This is a genomic window from Serratia proteamaculans, assembly GCF_949794035.1.
GTDB classification, from domain to species: Bacteria; Pseudomonadota; Gammaproteobacteria; order Enterobacterales; family Enterobacteriaceae; genus Serratia; species Serratia proteamaculans.
Genome location: NZ_OX461105.1, coordinates 4,300,461 through 4,313,414 on the forward strand (window position 1 = coordinate 4,300,461; position 12,954 = coordinate 4,313,414).

Genomic DNA, 12,954 nt, shown 5'->3' on the forward strand with positions numbered 1-12,954 from the left:
CTTACTTAGGTAAGTGATGGGGGTGAGTTCGTGAAGTCAACAACGCTGCAGCTTGAAAGACGACGAGTAATGCCTATACACCTACTGATTGTCGACGCCCTCAACCTTATCCGCCGCATACACGCCGTGCAGGGTTCCCCCTGTGTGAATGCTTGCCAGCACGCACTGCAGCAGTTGATCCAGCACAGTCGACCAACGCACGCCGTGGCGGTGTTTGACGAAGATGACCGCAGTGAAAGCTGGCGTCACCAAATTCTGCCCGACTACAAGGCGGGGCGTTCGCCGATGCCGGACAATTTGCAGCAGGAAATGCCGCAGCTGCGGCAGGCGTTTGAAGCGCTCGGCGTTGCCTGTTGGCATTCTCCGGGCAATGAAGCGGACGACCTGGCGGCAACGCTGACCGCCAAGATAGCAGGCGGTGGCCATCAGGTGACGATTGTGTCCACCGACAAAGGCTATTGCCAACTGCTGGCGCCCAGCGTGCAGATCCGCGATTACTTTCAAAAACGCTGGCTGGACATGCCCTTTGTGCAGCAAGAGTTTGGCGTATCGCCACAACAATTGACGGATTACTGGGGGCTGGCGGGAATAAGCAGCAGCAAAATCCCTGGCGTGGCCGGTATTGGACCGAAGACGGCGGTATTGCTGTTACAGCAGGCAGGTTCGCTGGATGGGGTGTATCAGGATTTGGAACAGGTGCCGGAGAAATGGCGCGGTAAACTGCAACAGCACCGCGAGATAGCCTATGTCAGTAAAAGGGTCGCGACCTTGCGAACCGATCTGACGTTAACCGGCAACCTGCAGCAACTGCGGTTACCGGTTTAAATCCGGGCGCTGCACAAGCAACGCCCTATCGATTATTCACGTTCGTCGCGACGCCCCGCCACGGCCGACCACATACGGCGGACGTGGATGGTGACTTCTTCACGATCGTGATACAGCTGTTTGGCATGAATTTCTGAGCTGATCCCCGCCGCATCCAACGCTTCCTTGATCGACAGCAGGTTCTGCGAAACCTCTTCGTAACGTTTTTTCATCGGCAGTTTCAGGTTAAAGATCGCCTCACGGCACCAGCCTTTCACCAGCCACTGGATCATCAAGCTGGTCACCTTCGCCGGTTTCTCCACCATGTCACACACCAGCCAGTAAATCTTGCTGCTGGAGGGTTCATATTTGAAACCGTCGGCGCGGTGATGCGTCACCTGGCCGGTATCCATCAGGCTCTGCGCCATGGTGCCATTATCCACCGCGTGCACCATCATGCTGCGTTGCACCAGTTGATAGGTCCAGCCACCCGGGCAGGCGCCCAGATCGACCGCATGCATGCCGCTGCCCAAACGTTCTTCCCACTCATCGGCAGGAATGAACACGTGAAACGCTTCTTCCAGCTTCAGGGTGGAACGGCTCGGCGCATCGGACGGGAACTTCAGGCGCGGAATGCCCATATAGAACGGGGAGTTGTTGTTGCTGAAGGAGTAACCCACATAGCAGCAACCCGGCGCGATAAAGAATACGTGAACCACTGGACGGGTCTTGTTCTCACGCGCCATCAACACCTTCTGCTCACGCATCGCCGCGCGCAATGGCACCGTCAGCTTGCGGCAGAACTTCAGCAGCTCTTTGCTTTCGTTGGTGTCCGGCACTTCCACTCGCAGCTCACCGCCACGATCGACCACGCCCATCAACATGCCGACAATCGGTGACACGCGGTCTTCCGGCGGCAAATCACGCAGCAACTCGCCAACCACCAGCATCTGACGGGCAAAAATCAGTTCACGGAACGGGATTTCCCGCGCCAGGCGATCGGCATCATCCGGCTGATAGCACTCGAACAGCACATAACCGCTGTTATCTTTCACTCTGGCAAAACCGAATATTTCCAGCTCGGCTGCCTTGGCGGTAATTTCTGCCGCGCACTCTTTTTCAAAGCCTTGACGGCAATACAACGCAAGTCTATTCATGGCGCTCGGCCTTTTTCCTCAGACGCAAAGCGCCAATCAACATCAATGCCCAACCGATCAGGAAACACACGCCGCCAATCGGCGTGATGTAAACCCAGAACTTCAGGTGTGACAGCGCCAGACAGTACAGACTGCCGCTGAACAGTACGGTGCCGAGCGCCAACAGCGCCCCGCTCCAATAAAACCACAGGCTGACGCGGCGTTGCATTGCCACCGCCAGTGCCAGGATCGCCAAAGTATGGAACCCCTGATAGTCCAGCCCGGTACGGATCCAGACCATCTCGTTGGCACCCAAGGTGCCACTTAATACATGTGCGCCAAACGCGCCCAGAGCAACAAATACAAAGCCGCTGATAGCGGCAAAAATCAGCATTGAACGACTGCTCATCGTTATTTACCTTTATTGAAAAAGCCGGCTGCGACAACACGGCGACCGGCCTTATTGTTCGTAGCGAAAGCGAAACTTTTCTTGTTCGCTGGCTGCCCGTGCCAGGATCCATTGACGAAAGGCGGCTATTTTACCCAGTTCTGCCTGACTGTCATGACATACCAGATAAAAAGCATTTTTACTGACCAATACTTCGTTAAAGGGACAGACCAGCCGCCCGGCTTCAATCTCGGTCTGCGCCATCACATTATTGACCAGCGCGATCCCCTGACCATGCACCGCCGCCTGAACCACCATGGCGCTGTGACTGAAAATCGGCCCCTGTTGCACGTTGATGTGCTGTAACCCCAACTGACGGGTATAGGCCAACCAGTCGCGGCGTGAAGTATCATGCAGTAGCGTGTGATAAGCCAGATCGCTCGTCACTTTTAACGCATGTTCTCCAGTCAGCAGGCTGGGCGAGCACACCGGCAACAGATATTCCGCGTATAAACGTTCGGCTCGCAACCCGGTCCAGTTGCCGCGACCGTAGAAAATAGCCACGTCGACATCATCCGCCAGCTTGTCTTCTTCACGGTCTACCGCCTGGATACGGACATCGATTCCCGGATAAGCTGAGTTAAAGCCTGACAGCCGTGGCACCAACCACTGAATAGCAAAACTTGGGGGCAAACTGACGGTTAATGCCCCCTTGGCACTGCGTGCCTGCAGCTTGCGTGTCGCCTCATTAATAGAGGTGAAGATTTCCTTGATATCCAGGTAATAACTTTGCCCTTCTTCCGTCAGCAACAGCGAGCGGTTACGGCGTCGAAACAGCTTCAGGCCGAGGAAGTCCTCCAGCGACTTGATCTGGTGACTCACCGCGGCCTGGGTGACAAACAGTTCTTCTGCCGCTTTGGTAAAACTCAGGTGACGGGCAGCCGCGTCAAAGACCCGCAGTGCATTAAGAGGTGGTAAGCGTTTAGACATTTATTAGCTACTTTTGTGTAACAATAATCCGAGTGATTCGGCATAAAAAATCAGGCGGCGTTATCTGCCGTGCGATAGGCACCAGACAGCCAAGCGCTACCATTAGTTTTTTTAATCCGAGCCATTATAAATTGTCCGTTGAGCATGCGCCAGTAAATACCTATAGTGGCGGCACTTCCCGGGCCGGAACGAAAAGGGAGTGGGTGTCGAGGACGCCGATGAACTTTTGGCTTGTGGTTGTGATGTTGTGTTTGCAAATTGTCTGGCAATCCAGACGTGGTAGCTAAGCTACTGTTTTTCACTTCCTGTACATTTACCCTGTCTGTCCATAGTGATTTTATGCAGCACCGCAAGCTTTGCGGTGCTTTTTTTTGCCCATTTTTGGCCGGGATTACTGGTCGCTTTCAACCATTTCCTTCACGTCCGAGCGGTTGATCTGCTGCTCAACGCCGTTGGCATCTTTATAGCTGATCATGCCGGTGTCGTTATCCAACGCGGGCTTTCCTTTAGCGACAATGGTGCGTCCATCATTGGTCTGCATCACGTAGTTGCTGGAACAGGCGGCCAGGGTAAACGTTAGCATCAGGGCAGAGATAACTGCGGCTGTTTTCTTCATTGTGGACTCCTTGTAGTTTTAAATGCTGTAAAAACCTTTTATGTTATTTAACGCCATGACTTAGTGCGCACCTAACAGCATAACAAACTTGCCTATAATTTCCAGACGATGAATCCTAATATGCGGGATAGCTTGTCTCTGACGATAAAATAGGACAGGATCAGCCATTGACTCAAGCCAGTGACAATCAGGGTATGACACCTTTTAATCCCATCGCCTTTCGTAATCAGTTTCCTGCCTTGCAACAAGCGGGCATTTATCTCGACAGCGCCGCCACCGCGTTGAAACCGCTGGCGGTCATCGCCACTACGCAGCAGTTTTACCGTGACGACGCCGCCACCGTACACCGCAGCCAGCACCGGGCCGCGCAGGATCTGACCGCGCGTTTCGAGCAGGCGCGCCAACAGGTCGCGACGCTGATCAATGCCCCTTCGGCCGATGACATTATCTGGACCCGTGGTACCACCGAAGCAATCAATTTGGTGGCTCAAAGCTATGCCCGCCCCCGCCTGCAACCGGGTAACGAAATTCTGGTGAGCGAAGCCGAACACCACGCCAATTTGATCCCCTGGTTGATGGTGGCGGAACAAACCGGTGCACGGGTGGTGAAATTGCCGCTCGGCGCTGACCGCCTGCCAGACCTGGCGCAGTTGCCAAGCCTGCTGAGCGATAAAACCCGCCTGCTGGCGCTGGGGCAAATGTCCAACGTCACCGGCGGTTGTCCGGATCTGGCGTTGGCCATTCGGCTAGCCCACAGTGCCGGTGCCCGGGTGATGATCGACGGCGCGCAAGGCATAGTTCACTGCCCGGCTGACGTTAAGCGACTGAACATTGATTTCTATGCCTTCTCCGGCCACAAGCTGTATGGCCCGACCGGCATCGGTGCGCTATACGGTAAAAGCGAATTGCTGACGCAGATGGCCCCCTGGCAAGGCGGCGGCAAGATGTTGACTCAGGCATCCTTTGAAGGCTTCACGCCGCAAAAACCGCCGCACTGTTTTGAAGCCGGCACGCCAAATATCGCCGGTGTGCTGGGGCTGGCCGCCGCATTGGAGTGGCTTGGTGAGCAAGATCTGGCGGCAGCCGAGCAATACAGCCGCGAACTGGCCAACCTTGCCGAGCAACGATTGACGCAACTGCCGGGGTTCCGCAGCTTCCGTTGTTCTGGCTCCAGCTTGCTGGCGTTTGATATTGCCGGGATCCATCACAGCGATATCGTCACCCTGCTGGCAGAACAAGGTATCGCGCTGCGTGCCGGTCAGCACTGCGCCCAGCCGCTGATGGCAGCGCTCGGCGTCAGTGGGACGCTGCGCGCCTCCTTTGCCCCCTACAACACCATGGAAGATGTCGATGCCCTGGTGGCCGCACTGCACAACGCCATCGACCTGCTGGCTGACTAAATGAATCCTGGAGAAGCTATGCTTGCCCCCCACCCCTTTGGCCGCGAAATAACCGGCGAAGCGTTGATAGATAAATTTACCGCGCTGAAGCAGTGGGAGGATCGTTATCGCCAACTGATCATGCTGGCGAAACAATTGCCGCCGCTGCCAGAGGCATTACGCGCAGCGGAAATGGAATTGAGTGGCTGTGAAAATCGGGTCTGGCTGGGGCATCAGTTACTGGCGGACGGCACGTTGCACTTTTACGGTGACAGCGAAGGTCGTATCGTACGCGGCCTGTTGGCGGTACTGCTAACGGCGGTAGAAGGAAAAACGCCACAGCAGATCGCGACGATAGATCCCCTGGCACTGTTCGAGCAACTGGCATTACGTGCTCAGCTCAGTGCCACCCGTGCCAGCGGACTGGCAGCGCTGGCCGCTGCCGTGAAGGAAATGGCGGCTCGCTACGCCTGACGCGCGGCTTTCGCCACCATCTTCTTCAGCGCATGGGAAACCGCGACAAAACCAAAGGTCGCGGTCACCATGGTTGCCGCACCAAATCCCGCACTGCAATCCATGCGTTTTGGCCCTTCCGCGGTACTGCGTGACGCGCAAACGCTGCCATCCGGCTGCGGGTAAACCAACGGCTCGCTGGAAAATACGCAGTCAATGCCCAGCTTGCCCTTGCTGTTCTTCACCACGTTAAAATCATTTTTCAACCGCTCACGCAGCTTGGCCGCCAGCGGATCCTGAATGGTTTTCGCCAGATCTACCACCGCTATCTGGGTCGGATCTATCTGACCACCGGCACCGCCGGTAGTGACCACCGGGATCTTGTAACGACGGCAATAGGCCAACAGCGCGGCCTTGGGCCGTACGCTATCGATCGCATCGATGACATAACTGAAATTGTTATTCAGCAGCTCGGCGACGTTATCCGCAGTAATAAAATCATCAATGCAGGTCACCCGGCACTCAGGGTTGATGGCCAGAATGCGTTCCGCCATCACTTCAGTCTTTGACTGGCCCACGTGCTGACGTAGCGCATGGATCTGGCGGTTGGTGTTGGTGACACAGACATCATCCATATCAATCAGCGTAATGGCACCGATGCCGGTGCGCGCCAGCGCCTCGGCCGCCCAGGAGCCCACGCCGCCGATGCCAATCACGCAAATGTGCGCCTGGGCAAACAGCGCCAGGGCCTGCTGACCGTACAAACGTGCCGTGCCGCCAAAACGCTGCAGATAGGCTTCAGAATAGGCTGTGCTCATAACGCTTTAGTACCTTAACATTGCAAATGATAAGGGCCGGAGTGTCCGGCCCTTGCGGGTCAATCTATCGCTGTATTACTTTGGCCGTTAGCGGGTGACTAACAGCGAGCCGCCGGAAGCGGTATTGTTCTGGCCGGTGAACAACGGTGCGTTAACGTTAGCGCCTTTCAGCACCCAAACGCGGCCGTAGTGGTTGTAGAAACCTGCCGAATGACCGGCATCCGGCCCGATGCCCTGGTACATATCGAAGTGCTGGCCTTTGATCGCCCCACCCACGTCCAGAGCCACCATCAGGCGCATCTCATATTTTCCCGTGAATTTACCCTTGTTGTCCAGCAACGGCACTTCTGCCAGCAGCGTGGTGCCCGCCGGGATCAGTGAACGGTCGGAAGCCACCGAAGCCTTGGCGACCAGCGGAACGGCACTGGCTCCCCGTACCGGCGCAAAGGACTCAGGACGGAAGAAGACAAAGGAAGGGTTTTGCTCCAGCAGTTCACGCACTTCGGCGGCGCTGTGAGTATCCGCCCATTGACGAATCGCCTGCATCGACATATCTGCTTTAGCCACTTCGCCACGATCGATCAGCACTTTACCGATACTGCGATAGGCGTGGCCGTTCTTGCCGCCGTAGCCGAAGAACACCAGCGGCTGACCGTTGCCGTAATCCACATAACCGCTGCCCTGGACTTCCATCATAAAGTTGTCCATCAGCGAGTTGGTGTACGCCACAATATAGCGGTCATCCAATGCGCCCGAGTAAATACCCGCGCGATCGGGCAGGCGGCCTTTACCTTTTGGCGGCATGCGGTACAGCGGATAACGGAACTCACCCTGTTGGGTGTAGCGCGCCTGCAGCACCGGCGTGTAGTAACCGGTAAATTGTACGTTGCCGTAGCTGTCCACGCCTTCCATTTGATAAGCGCTGAGGCCGTATTGGTTCAGAGTACGAGTGTCGGCACCGGACGCCATCCAGCTTTGTACTGCCTGAAAGGTGGTGTTGTTGCGATTAAAGAGTGAAGGAGAGGCGTATTTAATCTCCATCAGTTGATCCGAGTAATCCTTGGCATTCACCGGCACGCCCTTGGCATTGGGTTGATTCACCAACTCCAGCGACTGATCCAGGTGACCGTCCTTATATTGTTGTCCCCGGTCGGTCGGCTTGGAAGAACAGCCTGCCAGTACCGCTACCATTAACCCGCCCAGCAGGTATTTGCCCCAACGTCCTTTCATCGCGCACACTCTCTACATATATGATCTACCGGCGAACGATAACAAACGCCCATAGATAAAGGAATCGCCGCCAATAAAAAAAGCCATACGGCCAATAACGATGAAAAAGAACGCACATTGCGGACTAATCCAGCAGAAAGACTGTTTTAGTTCAATTAAATGCAAAAAGGGTTGCAACAAAATGCACGGAGAGTATAGTGCGCTTCCATCGGACGCGGGGTGGAGCAGCCTGGTAGCTCGTCGGGCTCATAACCCGAAGGTCGTCGGTTCAAATCCGGCCTCCGCAACCAACCGATATTGCCAGAGGCAGTATCAAGTAAAGTGTTGGATTCGATGAAAAAGTATTATACGGACGCGGGGTGGAGCAGCCTGGTAGCTCGTCGGGCTCATAACCCGAAGGTCGTCGGTTCAAATCCGGCCCCCGCAACCAACCGATACTGTACCAGCGGTATCATATGAAATGTTGGTTTCGATAATACAAGCATTAAGACGGACGCGGGGTGGAGCAGCCCGGTAGCTCGTCGGGCTCATAACCCGAAGGTCGTCGGTTCAAATCCGGCCCCCGCAACCAATCTTAATGACTACAGATAAGCACCTTAACGGGTGTTTTTTTGTATCTGAAATCCGCCAAAAGCGGATTCACTGCAATCAGACAGAACCATCCCGCACATAAATGACACCAAACCAGAGTCCCGCTTATCAATCATAATGGCTTTCGCGTTTTTGTAGCCACATGCCCCATACAGCCAATGCCGATATCACCGCAGGCACAGCCGCAAGCAACAACAAGTCGGAAGCTATCCAATGCTGGGCAATCAACGCAGCACCCAATAGCGGGCCGAGCATAGAAGCACCCCGCCCGATCCCCAATCCCCAGCCCACGCCGGTTGAACGCAAAAATGTTGGATAACCGTTCGCCGAAAGCGTATTCACACCCGGCATGCCCCCGACCACGAAAATTCCCGTGACGAAGACGGAGCTGAAAAGCATAAGCAGGTTTTTCGGATCAAAACCGATGGCGGCTATTGAAAGGGCGGCGATCGAAAAACCGGCGATGAGTACCGTGTAAGCCCCCAATTTGTCAATGAGACGGCCAAGCGCCAGAGTGCCCAAAACTCCGCCAAACTGTAATGCTCCCGTTGCCAAATTGGCTATTTCCAGCGACAGACCTGCGTCTTTGATAAGGGTTGGCAACCAGTTGGCCAAAAAGTAGAGATCAATAAGATTCATAAAGTTCACTAGCCAAAGTAGCAGTGTGAAGGTAGCTCGATTGTCGCTGAAGAGATCAACTACCGTTGCCTTGGCTCGCGCCGTGCCAACATGACCGACGGAAAGGTCAACACTCAGTACTTGCTGCTCTGAAAACACTTTAAGCAAGGTGGAACGAATCGCCTTTTCCCCTTTTCCACACCTCAACATCCATTGTGCCGATTCCGGCAGGTACACCCACATTGAAATCGCCAAGATAATAGGCACAAGACCGCCAAGCATAAAAACGGCTCGCCAGCCGAATTGTGGGATCAGTAAGGCAGCGGCAATGCCGCCAAGCCCGCCGCCAATAGCAAAAAAGCAGCTTATGGTGGTGATATAAGTCGCACGCTGCCGCAAGGGGCTATATTCGACCACCAGAGCAATGCAATTTGGCATGACGCCACCTAAGGCTATGCCGGCAAGGAAACGAAACACCATAAGTTGATTAATATTCTGCGCAAATGCCGAACAAAGTGTGAACACACCAAAAATTAGCGTGGCAGAAATGATGGACGGCCTTCGGCCGATCCTGTCGGCCAGCCACCCAAGAGCAAAACCCCCAATGGCAATGCCGGCCAAACCGGCGCTAAATACCGGACCCAGCAGAGCCGTTTCGAGCGACCATGCATCTCGAATTGCTGGTGCGGCATACCCCATAGCCTGAATATCAAAACCATCACACATCAGACAAAGCGCACACAGAGTCAGCAAAAAGAGCTGGCCGCGACGCGTCCCCACTCTATCTACCATATTCTGGATACTCTGCTTTCCTTCATTTACAGACGCTGGCATGGGAGATCCTTTTTCGATACGACACAAAAATATATTTTTTAATAAAATATATTTTTTAGTCACTGTCAATGTTCGAGGCTGATTTTTGAGCGCATGAGCTTATCGACAAACGAAAATTTGCGGTTTTGCCGGCCAGGCGGCTATCGAACTCGCTGTTCGCATAGGGGTTTAGATGGGAAGTAACGACAGTTGCGGCCGCTCACTGTCTCGGACACGGCCAATGAGCGGATAACGAAACGGGTTTCACTGAAAGGTGTGGGGCCTGCTCTATCTATAATTATCTGCGCGCGGCTGCCCCGCCGTTGGCAAAGTACGCCTTGATACCCGCCAGAATAGATTCCGCCACCTGCTGCTGGAAATGCGTAGTGCGCAGCTTGCGCTCTTCTTCTATGTTGCTGATAAACGCCGTCTCAACCAGAATCGAAGGGATGTCCGGCGCTTTTAATACCGCAAAACCGGCCTGATCGACCCGATTCTTGTGCAAACGGTTAATTTTGCTCATCCGGTTCAGCACTTCCTTACCGAATTTCAGGCTGTCATTGATGGTCGCCGTTTGTATCAGATCAAACATGGTGTGATCCAGATAGCGGTCACCACTTTTGCTGACGCCGCCAATTTGATCCGATTCGTTCTGGGTCTGCGCCAGGAACTTCGCCGCCGAACTGGTGGCGCCTTTGGTCGACAACGCAAAGACCGATGATCCACGCGCGGCCCGGCTGGTAAAGGCATCGGCATGGATCGACACAAACAGGTCAGCACGTTGCTTACGCGCCTTCGCCACCCTCACCTTCAGTGGAATGAACACGTCTTCATTGCGCGTCATAAACACTTTCATGTTCGGCTCACGCTTGATTAGCGTGCTTAGCCGGCGGGCAATCTGCAATACGATGTCTTTTTCACGCGTTTTGAATTTACCAATAGCGCCTGGGTCTTCGCCGCCGTGGCCGGGATCCAGCATGATGACAATAGGTCGATCGCGCCCTGCCTTACCGGCCTGTGGTGCTTCCGCCGGCAAGGTACGCTCAAGATCGCCCTTGTTGTAATCTTCCAGTAACGCCAACAGCGGATCATAATCTTCGCCACTGCCGCCCTTGCTAGGATACAAGTCCATCACCAGACGATTGCGGTATTCCGGCACCGGCGCCAGGGTAAACATGTGCGGGCTGACGCTGCGTTTAAGCTCCAGCACCAGCCGGACGGTGTTTTGATCAAACTGACCGACACGCGCCTGTTTCAGGTAGGGATCGTCGGCACGTACCTGACCTACAATGCCCTTCAGCACGCTATTAAGCTGCACGCCCTCGATATCCACCACCACACGGTCGGGATTGGTCAGCGCAAACTGCTTATATTTCAGTTCAACGTTAGATTCGAGCGTCACCCGGGTATAGGTGGAGGAAGGCCAGACGCGTACGGCGATGACATGCGATGAGGCGGCGACGCCTACGCGACTCACACTCAGCAACCAGCTTGCGGCAACCCCCTGCAATAAACGACGGCGGCCCAGATTGTGATTTGAGTTTGGCATGCGACTCCGGCAGTGGTAACAGATTAAAACAGATGAAAAAAACACCGGTCAAATAGGAATGCCGAAAACTTTAACCAATCATTCCGGCGCTGTCATCAGAAAATCTTTTTATGGTTTTTCAATTTATTAACGACTCAACGCCCCTGGCAAAGAAATAGAGACAATTTCTCACTTGCCATTAGGGCCATAAAAGAATAAAAATACAAAAATATCGTATAAATATGCAAATGAGGTTTGGCCGTGAAGGAACGTAGTACAGAGCTGGTCCAAGGATTCCGTCACTCAGTTCCCTATATCAATGCCCACCGTGGCAAGACGTTTGTCGTTATGCTGGGTGGGGAAGCCATAGAACATGAGAACTTTGCCAACATCGTTAACGATGTTGGGCTACTGCATAGCCTGGGGATCCGTTTGGTGGTGGTTTATGGCGCGCGGCCACAGATCGACGTCAATCTGGCGCAGCATAATCTCGAACCGATTTATCACAAGCATACCCGCGTCACCGACGCCCATACGCTGGAATTGGTTAAACAGGCGGCGGGTCTGCTGCAACTGGATATCACCGCCCGGCTGTCAATGAGCCTCAACAACACGCCACTGCAGGGCGCGCATATCAACGTGGTCAGCGGTAACTTTATCATCGCTCAGCCGCTGGGTATTGATGACGGTGTGGACTACTGCCACAGCGGCCGCATTCGCCGTATTGATGAAGAAGCCATCCACCGTCAGCTCGACAGTAACGCTATCGTACTGATTGGCCCGGTTGCCGTTTCCGTCACCGGCGAAAGCTTCAACCTGACCTCTGAAGAAGTGGCGACTCAGTTGGCAGTCAAGCTGAAGGCCGAGAAAATGATCGGCTTCTGTTCATCCCAGGGGGTGACCAATCAGGAAGGCACCATCATTTCCGAACTGTTCCCCAACGACGCGCAAAAACGCATTGAAGAACTGGAAGAGAACGGCGACTACCACTCTGGCACCGTGCGCTTCCTGCGCGGCGCCGTGAAGGCCTGCCGCAGCGGTGTACGCCGCAGCCACCTGATCAGCTATCAGGAAGACGGTGCGCTGGTACAGGAACTGTTCTCACGCGATGGTATCGGCACCCAGATCGTTATGGAGAGCGCTGAACAGGTGCGCCGGGCGACGATTAACGACATCGGTGGCATCCTCGAGCTGATCCGCCCGCTCGAGCAACAGGGTATTTTGGTGCGTCGCTCACGTGAACAACTGGAGATGGAGATCGACAAGTTCACCATTATTGAACGCGATAACCTGACCATCGCCTGTGCGGCATTGTATCCGTTCCCGGAAGAGAAAATCGGCGAGATGGCCTGCGTCGCGGTTCATCCCGACTACCGCAGTTCGTCACGGGGGGAAATGCTGTTACAGCGGGTGGAGAGCCAGGCGCGCCAGATGGGCCTGCGTAAACTGTTCGTCCTGACTACGCGCAGCATCCACTGGTTCCAGGAGCGTGGTTTCACGCCGGCGGAAGTCGACGTGCTGCCGGTTGAGAAACAGGCGCTGTACAACTATCAACGCCGTTCCAAAATTCTGCTGGCAGATTTGTAATCC

12 protein-coding genes and 3 tRNA genes are annotated in these 12,954 nt (G+C 54.6%); 7 read left to right on the forward strand and 8 right to left on the reverse strand.

What is annotated here, in order from left to right; all coding sequences use genetic code 11:
* Positions 1-69 precede the first annotated feature (69 nt).
* Positions 70-825, forward strand: a complete 756-nt coding sequence (gene xni, locus QOT07_RS20020) for a flap endonuclease Xni (protein WP_099064998.1) — start codon at positions 70-72, stop codon at positions 823-825.
* 32 nt (positions 826-857) lie between these two features.
* Here the strand turns inward: xni and rlmM are convergent, their stop codons facing one another.
* The 4 genes from rlmM to QOT07_RS20040 form a co-directional block, all read right to left on the reverse strand.
* Positions 858-1,961 carry a 23S rRNA (cytidine(2498)-2'-O)-methyltransferase RlmM gene (rlmM, locus tag QOT07_RS20025; protein ID WP_099064997.1) on the reverse strand — a complete coding sequence of 368 codons (1,104 nt, stop codon included), beginning with the start codon at positions 1,959-1,961 and terminating at the stop codon, positions 858-860.
* Positions 1,954-2,349, reverse strand: a complete 396-nt coding sequence (locus tag QOT07_RS20030) for a DUF423 domain-containing protein (RefSeq protein WP_099064996.1) — start codon at positions 2,347-2,349, stop codon at positions 1,954-1,956. The genes rlmM and QOT07_RS20030 overlap by 8 nt, the downstream gene beginning before the upstream one ends.
* Before the next feature lie 51 nt (positions 2,350-2,400).
* Positions 2,401-3,318, reverse strand: coding sequence for a transcriptional regulator GcvA (locus QOT07_RS20035; protein WP_085118561.1), 918 nt, complete (start codon positions 3,316-3,318; stop codon positions 2,401-2,403).
* Between the two features lie 391 nt (positions 3,319-3,709).
* The gene (locus QOT07_RS20040) at positions 3,710-3,934 is read right to left on the reverse strand and encodes a YgdI/YgdR family lipoprotein (RefSeq protein WP_085118562.1); all 225 of its coding nucleotides are present in this window, start codon (positions 3,932-3,934) and stop codon (positions 3,710-3,712) included.
* Positions 3,935-4,128: 194 nt separating this feature from the next.
* Here QOT07_RS20040 and csdA point away from each other — a divergent pair, with 194 nt between their 5' ends.
* Positions 4,129-5,334, forward strand: a complete 1,206-nt coding sequence (gene csdA, locus QOT07_RS20045) for a cysteine desulfurase CsdA (protein WP_283604397.1) — start codon at positions 4,129-4,131, stop codon at positions 5,332-5,334.
* A gap of 18 nt (positions 5,335-5,352) precedes the next feature.
* Complete coding sequence (gene csdE / locus QOT07_RS20050) at positions 5,353-5,787, forward strand: cysteine desulfurase sulfur acceptor subunit CsdE (RefSeq protein WP_099064995.1); 435 nt, start codon at positions 5,353-5,355, stop codon at positions 5,785-5,787.
* Here the strand turns inward: csdE and tcdA are convergent.
* Together tcdA and mltA are read right to left on the reverse strand one after the other, a co-directional pair.
* The gene (gene tcdA, locus QOT07_RS20055; RefSeq protein ID WP_012146512.1) at positions 5,778-6,584 is read right to left on the reverse strand and encodes a tRNA cyclic N6-threonylcarbamoyladenosine(37) synthase TcdA; all 807 of its coding nucleotides are present in this window, start codon (positions 6,582-6,584) and stop codon (positions 5,778-5,780) included. The genes csdE and tcdA overlap by 10 nt on opposite strands.
* 87 nt (positions 6,585-6,671) lie before the next feature.
* On the reverse strand, positions 6,672-7,814 hold the full coding sequence (gene mltA / locus QOT07_RS20060; protein WP_099064993.1) for a murein transglycosylase A: 1,143 nt from the start codon (positions 7,812-7,814) through the stop codon (positions 6,672-6,674).
* A gap of 213 nt (positions 7,815-8,027) precedes the next feature.
* Between mltA and QOT07_RS20065 the strand changes: the two genes are divergently transcribed.
* From QOT07_RS20065 to QOT07_RS20075, 3 genes are all read left to right on the forward strand, one after another.
* A tRNA-Met gene (locus QOT07_RS20065) sits at positions 8,028-8,104 on the forward strand.
* A gap of 63 nt (positions 8,105-8,167) precedes the next feature.
* Positions 8,168-8,244 (forward strand) — tRNA-Met (locus tag QOT07_RS20070).
* A 64-nt stretch (positions 8,245-8,308) separates the two neighbouring features.
* Positions 8,309-8,385: transfer RNA gene (locus QOT07_RS20075), tRNA-Met, on the forward strand.
* Positions 8,386-8,513: 128 nt separating this feature from the next.
* On the opposite strand, the gene QOT07_RS20080 is transcribed toward QOT07_RS20075, so the two are convergent.
* Positions 8,514-9,920: an MFS transporter gene (locus QOT07_RS20080; RefSeq protein ID WP_283603802.1), complete on the reverse strand. Its 1,407-nt coding sequence runs from the start codon at positions 9,918-9,920 to the stop codon at positions 8,514-8,516.
* Between the two features lie 214 nt (positions 9,921-10,134).
* The gene (gene amiC / locus QOT07_RS20085) at positions 10,135-11,385 is read right to left on the reverse strand and encodes an N-acetylmuramoyl-L-alanine amidase AmiC (protein WP_261416229.1); all 1,251 of its coding nucleotides are present in this window, start codon (positions 11,383-11,385) and stop codon (positions 10,135-10,137) included.
* A gap of 240 nt (positions 11,386-11,625) precedes the next feature.
* Here amiC and argA point away from each other — a divergent pair, with 240 nt between their 5' ends.
* On the forward strand, positions 11,626-12,951 hold the full coding sequence (gene argA, locus QOT07_RS20090; RefSeq protein WP_099065014.1) for an amino-acid N-acetyltransferase: 1,326 nt from the start codon (positions 11,626-11,628) through the stop codon (positions 12,949-12,951).
* Positions 12,952-12,954 lie beyond the last annotated feature (3 nt).